The organism is Candidatus Phycorickettsia trachydisci, assembly GCF_003015145.1.
Lineage (GTDB): Bacteria > Pseudomonadota > Alphaproteobacteria > Rickettsiales > Rickettsiaceae > Phycorickettsia > Phycorickettsia trachydisci.
Map to the genome: position 1 here is coordinate 848,122 of NZ_CP027845.1, position 19,774 is coordinate 867,895.

Sequence of the window (19,774 nt, forward strand, 5' to 3'; positions counted from 1 at the left end):
ATGTTAGTTGCGCTAGTAGGAAGAACAAGTGTTGGAAAATCTACTTTATTTAACCGCTTAACAAAAGGCGGCGATAAATCCATAACGCATATTGAAAGAAACGTTACAAGGGATTATAAAATTGCCAAAGCTCACCTTTTTGACTTAAGTTTTGACGTAATAGATACTGCTGGGATTGAAAGTTTTGCATCTGGCAAAAATAAATTACAAGATCAAGCAGGACAAAAATCCCTTAATATGCTTAAAAAAGCAGAACTAGTATTATTCGTAGTAGATGGCAGGGTTGGGGTTACAAATTTTGATGCAGAAATTGCTAAATTTATACGCAAGAACTGCTCTAGCGAAGTGATTTTAATCATTAACAAATGTGAAAAAGCTATAAACATTACTCCCGATTATTATCGCTTAGGTTTTAAGGATCCAATCTGCATATCCGCTGAGCATGGTGTTGGCATGAGTATTTTACATGAAGCTTTAAAACCCAAAATACCTCAAATACAAATTGAAGAAGAATCTGAGCAAGAAGATGACGATACTTTACGCCTTGCAATAGTGGGAAGACCAAATGGAGGTAAATCGACCTATATTAATAGCTTAATAGAAGAAGATAGGATGCTCACAAGCGCTATTGCTGGAACTACAAGAGATGCAGTAGATATAGATTGGGATTATAGGGGGCAAAAAATTACATTAATCGATACAGCGGGGCTGAGACGTAAAAGCCGCATTGATGAAGATATAGAGTTTTTATCAGCCAAACAAACTATCAACGCTATTCAAAAGGCAAATGTTTGCGCCTTAGTTCTTGATGCAGAGCTAGGATTAGAAGATCAAGATTTAAAAATTGCTAACCTTGTTTTAGATAGAAATAAGTGCTTGATACTTGCTTTTAACAAATGGGATTTAATTGAAGATAAAAATTCATATAAAGAGGCAGTAACGTATACCTTATCCAGAAAATTATCTCAAATTCAAGATGTTCCAGTTGTCTATTTATCTGCACAAAATAAGAAAAATATTTTTTCTTTAATTGATACGGCAATAACTTGCAAACAGAAATTTGCTACTAAAATTTCAACCAGTAAATTAAATATATGGCTCGCAAAAGTAACAGCTACCTACGCACCACCTGTACCCAAAACTGGCAAAACCGTAAAGATAAAATACATGACTCAAGTTGCAACTAATCCTCCAACATTCAAGTTATTTGGTAATTATACTTTGCCCGAAAGTTATAAAAGGTATCTAGCCAAATCTTTGCGAGAAATTTTTGACCTCGAAGGCATACCTATTCGAATACTCTTCTCTAAATCTAGTAATCCATATACTAAAAAAGATGCGTAAGATTCATATCATCTGCGGACCTACCGCAAGTGGTAAATCTGCTTACGCACTTGATATGGCTCAAAAAATTAGGGCAATTATTATAAATGCGGATGCCTTGCAGGTATATAAGCAACTCAAAATCATAACATGCTGTCCTAAAGAAGAAGATTTAAAAATAACGCAACACTTTCTATATAACCATATAGATATTTTTGAAGAATACAACGCTCATAAATATGTAAATCAAGTTGTAGAAGTTTTAACCGCATTACCAGATCACATCCCAACAATTATTGTTGGAGGAACTGGTATGTATTTACAATTTTTAATTCAAGGCGTTCATAGGCTGCCAGAGATTGATTCGCAAATTCGAAAAAGTGTTCGAGATAAAATATCTGATCCCATAAAGCTATATAAAGAACTCAAAGAGATTGATCCACTTAGCGCTTCAACCCTCAATCAACTTGATACAAAACGCATATCTAGAGCACTAGAAGTATACCTTCAAACTAGCAAAAGCATTACATCTTTTTATCGAGATGATAATTTATATAGGCCTCTTGAAGGATGCGATATTACCACACATTTGCTCCTTCTAGATCGAAAAAAGTTATACGAAAATTGCAATAAACGTTTTGAATCCTTGATAAAACAGGGAGCTTTAGATGAAGCTCAAAAAATTTTACCACTCTGGGATAATTTGCACACATCAGCAAAAAAGGCTTTAGGTTTAAAAGAATTAGTCAATTACTTAAAAGACGAAGTATCTTTAGATGATGCAATTAAGGTAGCACAACAAAAGACTCGCAATTTTGCAAAACGTCAAATGACATGGTTTCGTCACCAGCTAAAAGCAGATCATATTATTAGCTAATTTACGACAATTCTATAATTTTATCGTCCCATAAAGCATTTCTATGAGGCTAAATTTTTAACCTAATTTAGAATAGATATACACAGTAATTAGGTAAATTTTATGGCTTTCAGTCCTAGCTTATGGTGGCAAAAGGTTAAAACCTTTTTTGGGAATTGGACACCTACATGGATAAAACAGACTTTTTGGCCAAATTGGCAAAATCCAAGTACTCCAAAAAATGAACAAATCACTCCAATAAGTGATACCACAGCGCAAGAAACAGTAATCAATAAAGATACAGCTCTAAAACAGCCCACTGAACTACTGCAAGAACAGAAGTCTCAAATACAAGAACCTACTCAACAATTGCCTAACAAAGGAATAGGCAGTAAATTGATCAATGACGACACTTTATCTGATGAAGAAAAAGTATTGTTTTTGAAACAAAAGGCTAAAAATTTCAAAACCTCAGCTTTATTTCATGCGATCAATCTAGGCTCACCAGAAGAAGTTAAGCTTTTAATTCAAAATGGCTGCGATATAAATGAGCGTCTAACTTGGACTGAAGATACACCGTTGCATTACGCAGTACTATATAATAGACCCGAACTCATTCGAATGTTAGTGGATGCAGGAGCTGATATAGAAGCAAAAAATCTATCTAAATTAACACCATTTGCTACGGCAAAAGATACAGGTAAAATTGAAATCTGTGAGGCATTAGCAAAAGCCGGAGCTAATACTGATGTAACACTTCCCGATAAAAAAGCAGCAGTTAAAGAATCAAATGAAATAGCCCAAAATTTTCTTCAACAATCAAGGATAAAGAGGAAAAAATCAAAAATGGAAAAACAACAAGATTTCAAAGGACCAAATTTATAATAAAGTATTGTTACAACCTTGGGAAATTGTAATTTTTAAGATGATAAAAGACAATTAAGGCACAAACATTAGGATTAAAGAAATTATAGGCAAAGAAAGCATTGATATGTTCAGAACAATACTTAACTTTATTATTTGGCTAATAAAATGGATTAGGAGATGGTTTTTAGGAGATATTGCCACCGCTTTAGCTAAAAAAGATCTTGACCTTATACAAAAACTTATTCAGCTAGGCGCTGATCCAAATTTCATGAGCTCTGGAGGCGAAACACTTTTACATATAGCATCTGCAAAAGGTGATATAAGCTTATTACGCATTCTTTTATCTCACGGAGCAAATATTCGAGCTAAAAACACACATAATAAATCCGTATTTGAGGTTGCCGCTAATTCAGAAGTACTAGAAATTCTTAAAGCACACATTATATCTTTACCAAAATCTAGTTTAACAAAACAACCAATTGATGAAATTGTTCAACAAGAAACCCAAACAACTATACGCAAAGAAAATTTAGGGAAGCTTTTGCATGATGCAATATTAAAAAACGACAAAACGCAAGTTAAAGATCTCTTAAATCAAGGCGCTAATATTGAATCGTTAAACATTAAAGGACAAACTCCCCTATATGCCGCATTGAGTAATGATCGATTAGAAATTGCTGGTATTCTACTAAAAGAAGGAGCCATGATACAAGAACCTAATGCAGCAAAAAATCTTGCAATTCATCTTGCTGCCTCAAGAGGAGATATCGAACAAGTAAAGACTTTAACTGACAAAGATCCAAACTCTGTAAGTAAACAAGATACAGAGGGAAAAACACCTTTACATTATGTCGCTCCTACAAATCACGTTGAAGTAGCTCAAATACTTTGCGATAAAGGTGCTGATGTAAATGCACTGGATCATAAGCACAATACACCTTTACATGATGCTGCCACTACCCCTCATAATAATAAAGAAATGGTGAAATTTTTAGTAGAAAGAGGAGCACATGTCGAATCTAAAAATATAGAAGGTCAAAAGCCTTTAGATATTGCTAAAATTGTTAAGCTAGGAGCCGCAATAAAAAACTTTGAAGCTATAGTTGAAAAACGAGTAAAACGTGGTGAAACACAAGTAAAACAAACGGTTAACAGGATAGAACATACATTACATTCCTTACATCACACTTCCTCATCAAACCATGATAGATAAAACTTTACATAATTCTTATAATAAAAAGTAATTCGCACATTATGAATATACTATAAATAGTATTGTCATTTTATAATTCTTTTGATAAGCTTTAATTATAGTTTTATAAACTAATCATATCATTAAATCACAAGATATGCACCATAACGTTATAAGGTTTATATTCATATGTCTTTTGCTTTTCCAATGCAACGCTAAACCACCTCATACAACCGATGTAGAAAAAAACATCTCCGATAAGACGGTACGCATAAATCTGGAAGGATACCAAGTACAATTTGATTTTAAAGGCCACCAGAAAGAGCGAGAAATTGTTTATAGGTATTACGAAAGTAGTATTAAAAAAAATTACATACCTAAAAAAGAAGAAATAGGCATAGAACTATATGATATTGATAACGATGGCAATTTAGAAATCCTAAGTTATTTAGAGAGCTCTGGTTGGTGCGGTAGTTTAGGATGTGATTTTAGCATATTTAAAAAAGTCCCAGATAAGAAAGATAATTATGTATATCAACCGATTTATTGGGGGGACCCTCAAGAAAATAAAAGTCCAGGCATAATAGTCCATAAGAATATTATCATATCCAGAAATACCACTTTAGGAATGTATGACTTTTTATTTGAAGGTGGAGACGGCGATGTATCTATCTGGCAATGGAAGGGTGGTTATTATGATTTTTTAGTAAATTTAAGTGAACAACAAGTATTAAAATTAAAAGGTAAATAACTATGACAAAAGAAGATGGAAATAAGCATTGGAAATTTAAAGCAAGTGGCGATTATTATAAAGACCTTGCAATGAGAGAGTCTAGTAATCAACCAAACAAGAAAAATAAGCTTGGGTATAAGGGGCTATATCAAATGGGAGATGCAGCTCTAATCGATACCGGCTATATATCTCGCGATACAAAACAATGGACGGGTAAACATGGGATGGATTGTGAAGAAGATTTTCTTCATAATAGAGTAGTTCAGAATATAGCAATTAGAGAGTATCACAAAATAGTTTGGGGATACCTTAAAAGCCATCATCAATACGAAGGTCAAGTTATTAAAGGTATAAAGCTTACTAAAGCCGGTATGATATCTGCTGCGCATTTGGTAGGATCGGATAGACTGAAACAATTTATTGACACACAGGGGCAAGAAGATAAAGATGATGGAAACAAGATAAAATGTTCTCAATATTTGCAAGATTTTTCTGGTTATGATATTGACTATTCTATAGATGGCTTGATTGAAGAGCTTAAAACTCAACAAGATCAGCTCAAAAAATTAGAAGAAAATTTTAGTCAGATATTCTTAGAACCTCTCAAGGCTTGTCCAGAACAATTTTTTGCAAAGCTCTTAAAAGATTATACTGCCAATAGATTTCTTGCTCTTATTAATAAGTACGCAAAAGCTGCAGATAAAGCTTTAGAGGAAAAAGTAGCAGAATTAAAAATAAAAACTCAGAAAGATATGGAAGATATCTCTCAATCTTGCCAAGCGGAATTTGATGCAGCTAAAGCTGCAATGATAGCACAAGGTCAAGCAGAAGCACATGCCGTTTTTGAACAACGTAAAGCACAAGCTCAAGGTGAATTGATTGGTTGTGGAGAATCTCTCTCTATACATATAACTAATGCTGACTTTGTAGCTCAAAAAAATGCAGAAATTAGAGCAGCATTAGATGCCTTAAAAAGTCAATTGGAAGCTAAAATGGCTGCTACTCAGCAAGAAAAAGAACAAGAAACTCAAGAACTAATTACAAAGTATATAAAAGATAACAAAACAGCAAAACAAGATACTTTAGAAAAATGTAATAGCCTTCTCAAAGAATGTCTAGCAAAAGTAGAGCTAGAAGCTCAAAAAGGTAGTCAAGCGGACTTAAATAAAGCAAATGAAAATATAGAAGAAAATTTGGAAAATTTCGCCCAATTGCTCGGTTTAGGTGGGGATGAAGTCTCAGAAGCTTCTATATAACATGCAAAATAGAGATTGGATGTAATACTAAAGCAATAGGTTAGACTTAAAGCTAAATATCTTATTACCGCCAATAATGACATGATCATGTACGCTTATATCAAAAGGTGCGCATGCCTTCACGATAATTTTAGTAAGCTCAATATCTGCCTTAGAAGGCTTTGGATTTCCACTAGGATGATTATGCACCAAGATCAGCGCCCCTGCTCCATAAAATAAGCTTTTACGAATAACTTCACGAGGATAAATTGCAGTTTGATCTATAGTCCCCCAAGTTTGAACTTCATCAGCAATTAAAACATTTTTTTTATTCAAAAATAATATTCTAAATTGCTCGATAGAGTTATTACCCATATGAGATTTTAAATAATCTACAACTGCACTCCAAGCACCTAAAATATTTTCTTTTTTTACTTCTTTATCAATAATCATTCGACGAGATAACTCCTTAATCAAGGCAAACATTATATACATGCTCGTATTTGCCCCTTCAACCTCAAGCAAATTACATACATCACAAGCAATTAAAGCCTTGATACTCCCAAAAGAACGCAATAACTTTTTAGCAAGGGGTTTTACATCACGTCTTGGCACAACGTGAAACAGTAACAACTCTAATAACTCGTAATCTTCATAGCTTTCAGGGTCAGACTTTAAAAATTTATTTTTAACCCTCTGTCTATGTCCTACGTGATCTATGCTCATAATACAGGCGCATGCAAGCCTTTAGGTGATAATGTAAATATTTCATAACCCGCACTTGTAACAGCCACGGTATGCTCAAACTGAGCAGATAATGATCGATCCTTAGTCATAGCAGTCCAACCATCCACCTTACTTACTATAGTCTCATAACTACCCGCATTAATCATGGGCTCTATAGTAAAAAACATTCCTTCTTCCATGATAGGCCCTGTACCTTTTTGACCAAAATGAAAGACGTTAGGTGCTTCATGAAACCTACGACCAATACCATGACCTACAAAATCTCTTACTACTGAAAATTTTTGTTTTTCTATATATGACTGTATAGCATAACCAATATCCCCAAACCTTGCTCCAGGACTAACTTGTTCAATACCAAGCAGCATTGCTTCATAAGTAGCCTCAACTAATCTTTTTGCCTTAACAGAAGGACTGCCAACATAAAACATACGGCTTGTATCGCCATGCCAACCATCTAAAATGACCGTGACATCAATATTCAAAATATCTCCATTGATAAGAACTCGATCGCTAGGTATCCCATGACAGACAACATGATTTAAAGAAGTACAAATTGATTTCGGAAATCCTTTGTAATTTAAAGGAGCTGGAATAGCACCATGATCTACTATAAATTTATGACATAAGTCATTGAGATAATTTGTTGTTACACCCTCTTTTACATAATCTGTAATATAATCTAGAACCTCAGCAGCAAGCTTTCCAGCTGCCCTCATGCCATTAAAACCTTCAGGCCCGTATGATCTAATCTTCACTGTTTCAAATTTTAGTAATCAGTTAATTATAGACCATAGTTTAAACCAACTAGCTATCAGTTTCAAATTTATATTCTCTCACTTCCCCTAAAAGTAGTTCTCCATCATAAGTTTTACAAAGCAAATCTCTGGTTTCATCTGCAGCTTTAGCATAATCGTTCAAATCCGGAAAATAATATAAAAACATTTCTACATTGTACAAAGCTTGCGTTAATTCTAATTCGGTTTTTTCCTGATCATTGCCAGCTTTAACGGCATTGATAAAATCCTTCTCTTTTTCTTTTAATTTTTCTAATATTTTTGAATTACCACACGAAACTGAACTATTAGCCTCTCGTAAATTTTCACTCAAGTAGCGCAAAATCAGAGATTTACCGAAGTAAATAGTAGAAATATCAACATCCCCTACGGCTAACTCTAAAGCATTATTGTACTCTCCCAAAGCTTCGTAATACAATTTCTTATTACTTAATCTTTCAGCTTTAGCTATGAAAAAGCGCATTTTATAATCTAAGTTATGGCTTATTTCGTAAGCCTCTAAGTATTTATGTCCCGATTCTTTAAAAAAATGTTTTGCAAACAATCGATCCCCCCAAGATCCCAAAATATCAGCTGTTTTTTGTATAATGTTTAATTTTTCTTCACCCTGCTTTGCTAAACAAAACGCTATATTATTTAATCCAATCGCATCATTATATTTCTCATCTTGAAAGAGCCTTTGCACAGCTGATTCTAAATCGCTTATCTCGTCACCATAGGTCAGTTGATATGCTTTAAGAAACTTAGTAGCTGCTTCATGATATTTGTCCTGGTAAAATAAATCTTGACCCCATTTTTTGAGAGAGTTTATTATGTTAGCTACTAATACTTTATTATTGTTATCAATATTAGAGAATGAAAGAGCTTGCTTATAACTCGTTATAGCCTTCTGATAATCTGCATGAAAATATTTATAATTTCCCAAAGCATTTAAAGCAATGGCTCTATAATTATAATCTCGGGTTAAGCAGTAAACCTCCTCATATTTCTGAGCTGATCCTATAAAATCTCCTAACAGACCTAATTCTTTCCCCCATGTTCTCAAAATGTGTACTAAATACATTTTTGATAAGGTTAAGTGCATATCAGCTTTCACCAAACCGTGCCTATAAGAATCCGAATAATCAAAGATATCCACATATTCAAAATATCTATATACATCTGTTAAAAATTTAGATCGATAAGGAACGCTTACCGTAAATGTATTGACATCAAAATACTTTGCGTTCTTAACATGTATTTTATTTTCATAAGCTGATAGCATGAAAATTGATACATTAGTGGTAGCTTGAGTAAAAAATTTAGATGAACTCATAACGTTATTGTACTTTATGGATGAAGAATAAATAAATTTGTAACAAAAAGCAATATACCATTAACAATCACCTTTTCACAGTGATTAACTATAAGCTTTTAAGGTGGACTAAATTTTTCCTATACAATAATTTACATTCTCATCTCGGAACCAGACATTATGCATTGTTGAGAGAGCCTTATACAATTCTCATTGATTCCAAGAGAGTTATCAGTTAGAATTTATAGGCTATAACAACAATTAAACCATGACTTTAAAAACATATATACTAGGCGTAGCTTGGTTTTTGCTGCATATTATCTGCGGAGCAACAAACGATATTATAAGTAAGTTCTTAAGCTCAAGTTTAAATAGCTTTGAAATATCATTCTTCAGGTTTATTTTTAGTGCTGTCGGAATTTTACCTTTCGTGATTTATCAAGGCAAGTCAGCTTTAAAAACTTCTAACTTTTTCATTCATATAATTAGGGGTATTTTGCTCTTTGGAGCCATGACAGCTTGGATCTATGGCCTTTCAATGATAAATGTCACTACAGCAACAGTAATCGGTTTTTCTATACCGATATTTAACTTGAGCTTAGCAGCAATTTTTTTAAATGAAAAGATTTCGTGGCAAAGGCTTTGTGCTACGCTATTTGGTTTTATTGGAGTTGCCATCACTTTACACCCTTACTTAAAAGAATTTCATGCGCAAATTTTAGTAACCGTTCTTGCAGCAGCCAGCTTTGCTGCCCTTGATATTATTAACAAAAAATTTGTACAAGAAGAGTCTTTAACCTCTATGATATTCTATTCTTGCGCTATCACGGCTATCCTCTCTATCCCTCCTGCAATATCATATTGGAAAATGCCAGCATGGCAAGATTTAGCTCTATTATTCTTTTTAGGAGCTGTTAGCGCAAATTTAATGTTGTTTTTTTTACTCAAAGCTTTTTCTTTAATCGACGCAACCTCTGTAGGACCATACAGATATCTAGAAATACTGATATCATTTGCGGGTAGTTATTTTGTATTCAATCAAATACCCCCCCAAAGCACATGGTACGGAGGCATTATTATCATTTTATCTGCGTGCTTTATACTTTATGCAGACACTAAGAACAAGAATTTATAGCAATGAGAGAGTTATTAGACAACAAAACTAACCTAACAGCAGTCACTGTTACATCTATTGTTAACATATTAGTTTGGTACGGCTACTCCTTGCTTGGTATTGCAGCTCCTCAAATTGGGGAAGCTTTTTTTCCGGCTCACAATGCTCAAGAGTCACTTTTGAGGGTTTTTTTATTGTTTGCAGCAGGTTATGTTGTAAGACCGCTTGGAGGTATTGTATTTGGTATTATAGGCGATAAATTAGGACGCAAAGTCGCTTTAAGCGCATCCATAATACTGATGTCTTCACCCACTTTTATTATAGGAATTCTCCCGGGATATAGTAAATTAGGCAACCTTTCGGCGACAATTATATTCATTGCTCGCCTTATGCAGGGAATCGCAATAGGAGGAGCCTTGACTTCAGCACTGTCATTTACCATAGAACACGTTGAAAACAAACATCGAGGCTTTGCAGGAAGTCTTAGTATGGCTGGAATTTGTATAGGAATATTCCTAGGATCTGTTGTCAGCGGCGGCGTTGAGGGCGTCGTTAGCTGTGAATGCTTTCATTCATGGGGATGGAGGGTTCCGTTTTTACTTGCTATATTAATGGTGCCAGTTGCCTTTTACATTATAAGGTATTTAGATGAAACTCCTGAATTTGAGCAAAATCAGAGATGTGATTTAATACAAGAACATCCTTTACTTTATGTTCTAACAAACTATAAATCTAATGTTTTAATATCTATTTTCTTAAACGCTGCAGGCTCCATAGTGTTTTACTTTCAGGTAGTATACATACCTACCTACTTACACATACAACGAGACTTTGATGACGGATTTGTAAATATTTTAGTTAACTGCACATACCTTGTGATGGGACTTGCAGCACTACTTGGTGGATATTTATCAGATATTTGTAACAAGGTAAACATGTTTAGGGTTATATTGATTTTGCTATGCATTTTAATATTCCCAATGATGCACCTGTTTACTTCAGGCCACTTCAGCCATATCATCTTAGCACACTTAACCTTATCCACTTTGGCTGCATTTTATATCTCCGTCGAACAAGCTTTGCAGTGTCAAATATATCCTTCACACATCCGTAACACTGGTCTTTCAATATCATATAATCTTGCAACTACAGCTTTTGGTGGAACAACACCTTATATTATGCAAAAAGCTGCATCACTTGATGTAGGAGCAGCATATATTACCGTTGCTCTAATTTTAAGTCTAATAGCACTTTTTTATTTCCGTCGCGTAATGATAAAAGAATAACTTGGTAGTCAAAACACAAATCACTATAATAATTTTTATAGATACAAAATCGCAGCATCATGAAAATTATATTAAATCTTATTTCTTGGGCCTTCAAACTTGCCGAAGCAAATAATGCACGTCTGTTTTTTATTGGCCAACTTTTACTCTCTGTCACAGCACTTTCGATGGCATACCTAGCAGAGCATCTCGGATTTAAGCCATGCCCCTTATGCTTATATGCAAGAGTGCCATACTTTTTAATAGCATTTATATCAATACTTGCTTTAGTAATTAGTAGATGGAGAAATTTCTTTTTAGTGTTAATTATAGGAATTTGCGGATTTAGTGTTGGCTTAGCAGCTTATCACAGCGCCATAGAATTCGGTTGGGTCGCACCTCTTGAAACCTGCAAAAGCGATACAAGTTTTGCTTTCTTATCCTTAGAAGAAATCAAGTCTAAACTTGAAAAAGGGGAGACGCAAATGCCGGATTGTTCCAAACCAGAACTTTTCATTTTAGGCATGTCAATGGCTCAATTAAACTTTATTTTAAACAGCTTTTTAGTTGTCGTTACCACAATAATTTTAAAAAGACGCATATGGACTTCAAAAACAAATTAATTGAAGAAGCAATTAGAGTAAATCATGCGGGAGAATATGCTGCGAAACTAATTTATCAAAACCAAATTAGACGAGCAAAAACTGATGAGTTAAAACAAACTCTCTTGCACATGCTACATCAAGAAGAAAAACATTTAGAATTTTTCAATGAAGAAATAAAGAAACGCAATATCAGACCTACTGCACTATTACCTCTATGGAACATCTTATCAAAACTTTTGGGAAGCTTTAGTAATCAAGAGAAGTATATGATGATGGTAACCCAGGTTGTTGAAGAAGTTATTGAGGAACATTATCAAAATCAAATAGATATGCTAGAGCGTTTTAAGGAACTCGAACTTGCTGATAAAATCAAAAAATTTATGCAAGAGGAAGTTGAACATAAGGATCTTGCAAGTACCAAACTGCACTCTTTAAGCTGGACCGACTACTTTTTATCTAAAATAATTGAAAAGGGTTGCAGAACTGCTATTTTCTTAAGTAAAAAGATATAGAAGTGGTGCCGCTAGAAGGAATCGAACCTTCGACCTCAGCATTACCAATGATGCGCTCTAACCACTGAGCTATAGCGGCCCTAAAATCAGTATATTAAACCAAAACACTAATAAGCGCAAGTAGATTGTTCTTTTATTTCAGAAGATTTATCACAGCTTTATTGGCTTAAACCATTAAAATTATCTAAAGATTTTTATCAACTTATCTGCACTTAGTATAAATTTAATTAAATTTTTAATATACATTGCCTAACTAGCCTTTAAATTTAATAATAATTTGCTTGACATTTGTTTAATAATATTTTACTATAAGTATAGTTATATTTGTTTTAAGCATTAAGAGGTTAAAATTATTATGTCTGTCAATACAAAATCAACTCTCAAGGTTCAAATAGGCCACTTACTTTCTGAAGCATTAACAAAAAAAGCTATAGAAATTCCTGTCAATTTAGCAGCCACAGCAATAACAAATTATTTTAACCTTGGCGGCAAGATAGCTAGCCCAGATGCTTACTACATAACCGCAGATCGAATTGATAACTTCACAAACGGCACTATATCGATACTTACCGGTGTATTAGCTCATGTTACCGTGAAAGATTATGTAAAAAGTACCTTTGATTATTTGCTAAGCCCTGTTTTTGGATATAAACACAGCGATTTAGGGGAATCATTAGATTTTGTAAGAGAAAAATCTTTAGAATCTCACGATATTATCAAAGAAGATATGGATCTAGTAGGAGCTGAATCTATACCCGCATATTAAAAACATTAGGCGCTTGTTACCAGCGCCTAATAAATCTAGAGGTGCAAAAAACTTTATTTCTAGTCTTATCAATCATTCCTAAATTCTTTCACAATTTCAACTTCCTTAAAACTATTACACCTCACTATTAGATTACCAAAACAAACTAAACCTACTGTTGGCATTTTGAATTCCAATAAACTATCATTAAATTAGTTTACTTAAACAATCAATTAAATATAGGTACTACTATGGAATCGAACATTGCAGAGGCCTATTTAAAACCTTATCCAACTCAGATAACAAGGGTTACAGAAAGTTCTATTGTTTGGAAGGATGAAACCCATATGCCGTTAGGCGATATAAGAGAAAAGACTTTTCAAGAAAGGCTTGAAAATCCCTCTTTATTTGATCAAATATCCATCCCTTATATTGCTGGCTCAGAAGGAATAGAAAAGGCCAAAGAAGTTAATTACGACCCTGGAAGGTTACGTTATACCCCTTTTTTTAAAAAAATGTATGGCGAGACAGAAGAAGAAGTAAAAAAGAACTTAGTGAAGGTAGAGTGGTTGCCAAAAAGCTTTGCTAAAGATGATGGTTCTCCCAAATACATAATTCTTGTTACTAAAGTGAATAATGTATCAGAAATAATTTCATCCATATCATCCGAACTGGACGACTTATGTTTGCGAGATGATAGTTTTAAACCATTTTTAGAAAAACCCGGAGGAACATTTAATTGGAGGGTAATTGCAGGTACTGATAGAATGAGCGCACATAGCTTTGGTATGACCATAGATATTAATGTGCACCATTCTAATTATTGGCTATGGGACTATAAAAAAGAACTAGGTCTGCCACAAGATGCAGTTGTGAACGAATCAGACGTAGATATGACCAAATTTCCTGCATATCGTAATAAAATTCCTTACGAGATTGTTGAGATTTTTGAGAAGCATGGCTTTATATGGGGAGGAAAATGGTTTCATTATGATACCATGCACTTTGAATATCGTCCTGAATTGCTTTTAGAGAATTATCAAACTACCAAAGTTGATATAGATCTATCTGGAACTGATGGTACACAAATAGAACAGGTTTCTTAAATTTGAAATGAGTCTAACTTACAACTGTAAAATGTAAAAATCTAGCATACCTGTATATACAAAGGCAATTACCTATTAGAAGGCTTTAGATAAATTTCACGTTTTTCGATAATCTTATCGATTAAGCCAAAATCTTTTGCAGCTTTAGCATCCATAAAATTATCACGCTCCATACTACGCTCAACTACAGAAAGTTTTTGAGATGTATGTTTAACGTAGATATTATTTAGATTCTTTTTGATTTTAATAATTTCTTGAGCATGGATCTCAATATCAGTTGCCTGACCCCTGAAACCACCAGAAGGTTGATGGATCATTATACGACTATTTGCAAGAGCATGTCTTAAACCCTTTTCACCAGCCATAAGAAGCAAGGATGCAGCAGAACAAGCTTGACCCAAACAAAACGTCGCAATCTTAGGCTTGATATATTGCATAGTGTCATATATCGCAAGTCCAGCAGTTACAACTCCCCCAGGAGAGTTAATATACATATAGATATCCTTCTCTGGATTTTCTGACTCTAAGAATAATAGCTGAGCGATTATAGAATTAGCCATCCCATCCTCAATAGTACCACAAACAAAGATTATTCTTTCCTTAAGGAGCCTTGAGTATATGTCATATGCACGCTCACCTCTTGCTGTTTGTTCGATAACGATAGGGACGAAGCTGTTCATAATTACGCTAATTTATTTTCTGTTTCTTTATCTAAAATCTTCTCTAGATCCTCAAATTTACAAGTCTTTTCCTTGCTCTGAACTTCATGTTCTAAAATGAACTTTACGACCTTGCGCTCAAGAGCTGCCCCTGAAAACATTTTTATATTCTCAGGATTTTTGTAAAACCACTGAACTGCAGCTGCTTGATCAGACAACGGCATGCTCCTGATTTCTCTCATAAATGTCTCCTCCAGATCTTTATTATCAATCTCTATATCTTTTTGCTTTGCATATTCATTAAGAGCCATACCAATACGAGCTCTACGAGATGCAAATTTTTTAGAGTAAGATACTAATTCTTCTTCTTTTTTATCTTTCCAAAATTCATCCTCATTTTTAACTTTCTGGACTCTGTCAAAAATTGTCTTATACTCTCTCTCTATCAAACTAGGTGGTACTTCAAAATCAAGTACGTCTTCTAATTTATTGAAAAGTCTTAAGGATAAAATTGTGTAAACCTGCTCCTGAACGGCGTTTTCTTTAAACTTCTTAATACCTTCTTTTAACTCTTTGATGCCTTTATGTCCAAATTTTTTAGCAAAGTCATCATTCAATTCAGCAGGCACACTAGCATCTATACCACACACCTTTACCTGATATTTGACCTTTTTGCCAGCTAATGATTTATCCTCAAAGTCATCTGGATAATTGACCGTAACATCAAAAGTATCATCTATTTTTTTACCAATAACACTCTTCTGTAATTTTGTTGCCAGATGTGTATCATGTATCAGTTTATGGCATTCTTGATGATCTTTATTGTCTGTATGTGTATGATGCTTACTAAATACCAATGCTGCATCTTTTGGTAAGAAATAAATTCCTTGAGCAACTATTTGATCTTTTGTTATATCAAGGAGCAAACGATCTGTTTTTTCAGCAGGATCAGTTTTAGGATTGTAATCAAAAGCTCCTTTTAAAAGATTTTGAATTTCTTTATCTATATCTTTATCTTGAACTTGAACCACAGGCTTTTCAACAGAAATTTCCTTAAAATCAGGCAACTTAATTTCTGGCATTACCTCAAACTTCAGAGTGAAAGATAAATCTTTTTCCCTCTCTCTTTGCAAATCCTTTAGCTCAGGGTCACCAAAAACATTAAGATCCTTAATCTCTTTTTCGACAGATTCTTTTATTGCTTCCTGCACGAGCTCATTATAAATCGCATCGCCAAACTGCTTAACCACTAACCATTTAGGAGCCTTACCTGGTCTATAGCCTGGCATACGTACAAGAGATGCAGCTTCAGATAATTTTTCTTCAAATTTCTGATTCATTTCAGCCGCAGGTATATTTACCTTAACTTCTTTTTCTAAGCTACTATTTTGAATTTCTGACATACTGCCTATATTATTTTACAAATATTTCTGGTGCGGATGAAGGGACTTGAACCCCCATGCCTCTCGGCGTCAGATTCTAAGTCTGGTGCGTCTGCCATTCCGCCACATCCGCATGTCGCATTGTCTAAAAAGAATTATTTTGACTGCGCATCAAAGAATTGTAGCAGAAAATTATAATATACGCTATATAATTTTTCTAAATCACTAATAATTAAGTGCTCATCTACCTGGTGAGCCGCATTACTAGCTAGCCCAAATTCTACAACCGGACAAGTATCAACAATAAATCTACCATCCGAAGTACCACCATAGGTTGTGGGCTGAGCTTTTCGTCCCGTTATTTGTTTAATTGATTGCTGAAATAATTCCACATACTTATTTTTTATGTTAGTTATAAAAGGCTCAGACTCTCCTTCAAGTAACTCTAATTTAAAATGAGGCGTAATTTGCAAGATTTTGTTTTTCAAAAATAATTTCAAAGAGTGGGCTGAATGCAGATTATTGAATCTTACGTTAAACCTAATAGAAGTTTTTTCAGGCACTATATTCGTTACAATGTTACTTGTATCAATAGATGTAATGTTTAATTTTGATGCTGGAAACATGTCGTTACCAGTATCTAATATATCATCGATCAAAAAATCTAAAATCTTATTTGCTGGAATATGAGGATTAGAGAAGTTATCATATGCAACATGCCCTTGCTTGCCATAAACTTCTAAAACAAAATTTGCACTACCTCTTCGCCCAATTTGCAAAGAATCTCCAAAATATTCTTGATAAGTAGGCTCTCCTAAAATGCAAAAATCCATTCTCATTCCTTTATCCTCTAACCATTCCATTACAGCTTTTGTACCGTATTTTGCTACCCCTTCTTCATCTGAAGTAATTAGAAAACTGACTTGATCAGTATCATTGTTTATCAAATAATCTCGCGCTGCCAAAATCATAGCCGCAAGCCCTCCTTTCATATCCACCGCACCTCTACCATATAGCCTATCACCATCAACTTGGCCTGAAAATGGAGGATATTTCCAACGCTCTAAATCACCACATGGCACAACATCAACATGTCCCCCAAAACATAAATTAGGACCCTGATTTTTATAAGCATAAAGATTTGTTATTTGCTGATACTCAGGTCCAAACTTTAAGATGTGAGTTTTAAAACCATAATGTTTCAGCAAATCATCTATATATTCTATGCACCCGCTACTATATGGAGTAATAGATGGAAATTCTATGAGCTTTTTCGCAAGCCCTACAAGATCTATTTTATATGGACTCATTTTAAGGTCTTAGCATTTGATTAATAGAAGTTTTTACTCTAGTTTGAGCAGTTACCTTTTTAATTATAATCGGAGAAATTAAACTTATAATACTATTATTTGAAGGCACGATGCCGGGCACAACTACACTATAAGGAGGAACAGCGCCATATAAAACTTCTCCGGTTTCTTTATCATATATCTTAGTTGAGCTAGTTAAAATAACTCCAGCTCCTACTACGCTTCCCTCTCCCACTACAACTCCTTCACTAATTTGAGATCCCGCGCCTATAAAACAATTATCTTCAACAATTACAGGATTTGCATTTATAGGCTCTAAGACTCCTCCAATCGTTACACAGCTTGAAATATGACAAGATTTTCCAATTTGCGCACAAGAGCCAATAGTCGCCATACTATCAATCATTGAATTATCATCAATCCACACGCCAATATTAACAAAAGAAGGCATAATAATCACTTTGGATCCTATAAACACTCCATTTCTTATAATCGCACCTGGAACAATCCTCAAATTTCTATTTTTAAACTCTTCGTGCGGGCTACTCTCACCAAATCTTGCATCAATTTTATCATATCCCTTACCAAAAGGTGAATCAAAAACTTTGTTGTCAGCAAATTTAAATAGAAGCAGAATAGCTTGCTTAACGTAAACATTTGTCTGCCAAACGCCTTCCCTTTTTTCACAAGCTCTAATTTTACCTTCATTAAGCATGCTAATAATATTTTTTAAAAATTCCAAAGCTTTAGTTTTAGCATGATAATTTTGCAAAATTGCCTCTTTTTCTTTCCATAAATCCTCTATTTTTTCTACTACTTGCGTTTGATTCATATAATGTTTAAAGTAACCTTATTATTATAATCTTTATATTTTATACTATGCACGTATCTTGTCCTAACTGCCAAGCCGTTTTCATTGCAGATACAAAAATTTTAAAAAAAGCAACGAAGCTAAAATGCTCCAAATGTGAGCATATGTGGGATAAAAAACCTTGCAAAGCTAATACTTGCTGGCTTACAAAATTCATATGCTTCTTGTTTAAAAGTTTCGTATTCCTACTATTATTACTCGTTGCGCTCTATTATTCAATCTCTGCTTTAAGTGATATGAAGTTTGAAGCTTCTTTGGATAAATTTATAAGGGAGGATGATAAATCAATAGCATTATTTGTAAAGATTGACAAAAAAGAACCAGGTCCAGCGTTTTCATTTTTTAATCCCAACGTCATCCAAGTGACTTTTGTGCAAGGAAAAAAAACTATAGCAACTAAATTTGTTACAAATAATTTTTCATTGCGCCAAGGTGAGCATATGATTGTAAAAACTTCTTTCCAAGATGTAGAAGATTTTGAAAAGATAGATTTAAAGCTCCTTAACATAGCAGATTTTGCTTTATATCAGGTTAATAATTATTTAAACAAAGTTCTATGATACAGAATAAACAAATAGTATATCCAACTTTTATCACCAGAATGTTTACAATGATTTTGGATTCAACATTTCTCATGTTTGTAGCATTTGTGCTGAATAATGTTATCTTTCAAGTAGTTTTTTGGATAAATAAGGTAGATAACGTAAAGGCATTATTAGAAGTCATAGGCGAAGTGGGATTTATGAAAATTTTTTTGGTAAATATCATGATACAACTGATACTTTTTTGTGTATACGTCCTTGGGTTTTGGTTTTACTTTTCCGCAACACCTTCTCAACTTGCCTTAGGCATGAAAATCTTAGATAACGATACTTTGCAAAAACCAACAAGATCACAATTTATTATACGATTTTTCGCTCTGTTTCTCTTTCCTATTAGTATCCTTTTCACGTTGTTTACAAAACGTAAGCAAGCTTTACACGATATGATATCCAAAACCGTGATTATAAGTAGGTAAGGTTGTTAATAACTTTACAACTCTCGATTGACAAGAATATCTTACAAACATATTAATTTTGGCTAATTTTGATATATCTTATATAAATATGATATATCTGTAATTTCTATCAATTTTAATTCCTATTATTATATGATATTATGGCA

21 protein-coding genes, 2 tRNA genes and 1 pseudogene are annotated in these 19,774 nt (G+C 33.8%); 15 read left to right on the plus strand and 9 right to left on the minus strand.

Annotation, left to right across the window (positions count from 1 at the left end; all coding sequences use genetic code 11):
* The 6 genes from der (at window position 1) to phytr_RS03655 (ending at window position 6,227) form a co-directional block, all read left to right on the plus strand.
* The gene (der, locus tag phytr_RS03630) at window positions 1-1,344 is read left to right on the plus strand and encodes a ribosome biogenesis GTPase Der (RefSeq protein ID WP_106874528.1); all 1,344 of its coding nucleotides are present in this window, start codon (window positions 1-3) and stop codon (window positions 1,342-1,344) included.
* Window positions 1,337-2,200, plus strand: coding sequence for a tRNA (adenosine(37)-N6)-dimethylallyltransferase MiaA (miaA, locus tag phytr_RS03635; RefSeq protein WP_106874529.1), 864 nt, complete (start codon window positions 1,337-1,339; stop codon window positions 2,198-2,200). Before der ends, miaA begins: the two co-directional genes overlap by 8 nt.
* Before the next feature lie 102 nt (window positions 2,201-2,302).
* A complete protein-coding gene (locus tag phytr_RS03640; protein ID WP_106874530.1) occupies window positions 2,303-3,064 on the plus strand; it encodes an ankyrin repeat domain-containing protein in 762 nt (253 codons plus the stop codon).
* A 106-nt stretch (window positions 3,065-3,170) separates the two neighbouring features.
* Entirely contained in the window at window positions 3,171-4,259 is a 1,089-nt protein-coding gene (locus phytr_RS03645; RefSeq protein WP_106874531.1) for an ankyrin repeat domain-containing protein, read from the plus strand.
* A 175-nt stretch (window positions 4,260-4,434) separates the two neighbouring features.
* The gene (locus phytr_RS03650; protein WP_158706852.1) at window positions 4,435-4,989 is read left to right on the plus strand and encodes a hypothetical protein; all 555 of its coding nucleotides are present in this window, start codon (window positions 4,435-4,437) and stop codon (window positions 4,987-4,989) included.
* 2 nt (window positions 4,990-4,991) lie between these two features.
* Complete coding sequence (locus phytr_RS03655) at window positions 4,992-6,227, plus strand: hypothetical protein (RefSeq protein WP_106874533.1); 1,236 nt, start codon at window positions 4,992-4,994, stop codon at window positions 6,225-6,227.
* Window positions 6,228-6,254: 27 nt separating this feature from the next.
* Here the strand turns inward: phytr_RS03655 and radC are convergent, their stop codons facing one another.
* The 3 genes from radC to phytr_RS03670 are packed head-to-tail and all read right to left on the minus strand — an operon-like array spanning window position 6,255 to window position 9,062.
* Window positions 6,255-6,932 (minus strand): RadC family protein, encoded by a 678-nt coding sequence (gene radC / locus phytr_RS03660; RefSeq protein WP_234352475.1) that lies wholly within the window; start codon window positions 6,930-6,932, stop codon window positions 6,255-6,257.
* Window positions 6,929-7,708, minus strand: coding sequence for a type I methionyl aminopeptidase (gene map / locus phytr_RS03665; RefSeq protein ID WP_267895089.1), 780 nt, complete (start codon window positions 7,706-7,708; stop codon window positions 6,929-6,931). Before map ends, radC begins: the two co-directional genes overlap by 4 nt.
* Before the next feature lie 49 nt (window positions 7,709-7,757).
* The gene (locus phytr_RS03670; RefSeq protein WP_106874535.1) at window positions 7,758-9,062 is read right to left on the minus strand and encodes a hypothetical protein; all 1,305 of its coding nucleotides are present in this window, start codon (window positions 9,060-9,062) and stop codon (window positions 7,758-7,760) included.
* A 247-nt stretch (window positions 9,063-9,309) separates the two neighbouring features.
* Here phytr_RS03670 and phytr_RS03675 point away from each other — a divergent pair, with 247 nt between their 5' ends.
* From phytr_RS03675 to phytr_RS03690, 4 genes are read left to right on the plus strand one after another with little or no spacing between them, the layout of a single operon-like run.
* Window positions 9,310-10,176, plus strand: a complete 867-nt coding sequence (locus phytr_RS03675) for a DMT family transporter (protein ID WP_106874536.1) — start codon at window positions 9,310-9,312, stop codon at window positions 10,174-10,176.
* 2 nt (window positions 10,177-10,178) lie between these two features.
* Window positions 10,179-11,441 carry an MFS transporter gene (locus tag phytr_RS03680; protein ID WP_106874537.1) on the plus strand — a complete coding sequence of 421 codons (1,263 nt, stop codon included), beginning with the start codon at window positions 10,179-10,181 and terminating at the stop codon, window positions 11,439-11,441.
* A 59-nt stretch (window positions 11,442-11,500) separates the two neighbouring features.
* Window positions 11,501-12,043 (plus strand): disulfide bond formation protein B, encoded by a 543-nt coding sequence (locus phytr_RS03685; protein ID WP_106874538.1) that lies wholly within the window; start codon window positions 11,501-11,503, stop codon window positions 12,041-12,043.
* Window positions 12,022-12,537, plus strand: coding sequence for a demethoxyubiquinone hydroxylase family protein (locus phytr_RS03690; protein ID WP_106874539.1), 516 nt, complete (start codon window positions 12,022-12,024; stop codon window positions 12,535-12,537). Before phytr_RS03685 ends, phytr_RS03690 begins: the two co-directional genes overlap by 22 nt.
* Before the next feature lie 3 nt (window positions 12,538-12,540).
* Here phytr_RS03690 and phytr_RS03695 read toward each other — a convergent pair.
* Window positions 12,541-12,616 (minus strand) — tRNA-Thr (locus phytr_RS03695).
* 276 nt (window positions 12,617-12,892) lie between these two features.
* Between phytr_RS03695 and phytr_RS03700 the strand changes: the two genes are divergently transcribed.
* Both phytr_RS03700 and phytr_RS03705 read left to right on the plus strand, forming a co-directional pair.
* Window positions 12,893-13,303: a hypothetical protein gene (locus tag phytr_RS03700; RefSeq protein ID WP_106874540.1), complete on the plus strand. Its 411-nt coding sequence runs from the start codon at window positions 12,893-12,895 to the stop codon at window positions 13,301-13,303.
* Window positions 13,304-13,533: 230 nt separating this feature from the next.
* Window positions 13,534-14,388, plus strand: a complete 855-nt coding sequence (locus tag phytr_RS03705; RefSeq protein WP_106874541.1) for a M15 family metallopeptidase — start codon at window positions 13,534-13,536, stop codon at window positions 14,386-14,388.
* 68 nt (window positions 14,389-14,456) lie between these two features.
* On the opposite strand, the gene phytr_RS03710 is transcribed toward phytr_RS03705, so the two are convergent.
* The 5 genes from phytr_RS03710 to phytr_RS03730 form a co-directional block, all read right to left on the minus strand.
* The gene (locus phytr_RS03710) at window positions 14,457-15,068 is read right to left on the minus strand and encodes an ATP-dependent Clp protease proteolytic subunit (RefSeq protein WP_106874542.1); all 612 of its coding nucleotides are present in this window, start codon (window positions 15,066-15,068) and stop codon (window positions 14,457-14,459) included.
* Window positions 15,069-15,070: 2 nt separating this feature from the next.
* Window positions 15,071-16,450, minus strand: coding sequence for a trigger factor (tig, locus tag phytr_RS03715; RefSeq protein WP_106874543.1), 1,380 nt, complete (start codon window positions 16,448-16,450; stop codon window positions 15,071-15,073).
* 28 nt (window positions 16,451-16,478) lie between these two features.
* Window positions 16,479-16,562 (minus strand) — tRNA-Leu (locus tag phytr_RS03720).
* Between the two features lie 22 nt (window positions 16,563-16,584).
* Window positions 16,585-17,739 carry a succinyl-diaminopimelate desuccinylase gene (gene dapE / locus phytr_RS03725; RefSeq protein WP_106874544.1) on the minus strand — a complete coding sequence of 385 codons (1,155 nt, stop codon included), beginning with the start codon at window positions 17,737-17,739 and terminating at the stop codon, window positions 16,585-16,587.
* Between the two features lies 1 nt (window position 17,740).
* Window positions 17,741-18,571 carry a 2,3,4,5-tetrahydropyridine-2,6-dicarboxylate N-succinyltransferase gene (locus phytr_RS03730; RefSeq protein ID WP_106874545.1) on the minus strand — a complete coding sequence of 277 codons (831 nt, stop codon included), beginning with the start codon at window positions 18,569-18,571 and terminating at the stop codon, window positions 17,741-17,743.
* 47 nt (window positions 18,572-18,618) lie between these two features.
* Here phytr_RS03730 and phytr_RS06535 point away from each other — a divergent pair.
* The 3 genes and pseudogenes from phytr_RS06535 to phytr_RS03740 all read left to right on the plus strand — a co-directional run.
* Window positions 18,619-18,711: pseudogene (locus phytr_RS06535) on the plus strand (zinc-ribbon domain-containing protein); the annotation flags it as partial.
* Between the two features lie 3 nt (window positions 18,712-18,714).
* Window positions 18,715-19,170, plus strand: coding sequence for a hypothetical protein (locus tag phytr_RS03735; protein ID WP_234352476.1), 456 nt, complete (start codon window positions 18,715-18,717; stop codon window positions 19,168-19,170).
* Window positions 19,167-19,628: an RDD family protein gene (locus tag phytr_RS03740; RefSeq protein WP_106874547.1), complete on the plus strand. Its 462-nt coding sequence runs from the start codon at window positions 19,167-19,169 to the stop codon at window positions 19,626-19,628. Before phytr_RS03735 ends, phytr_RS03740 begins: the two co-directional genes overlap by 4 nt.
* The last annotated feature ends 146 nt before the right edge of the window (window positions 19,629-19,774 follow it).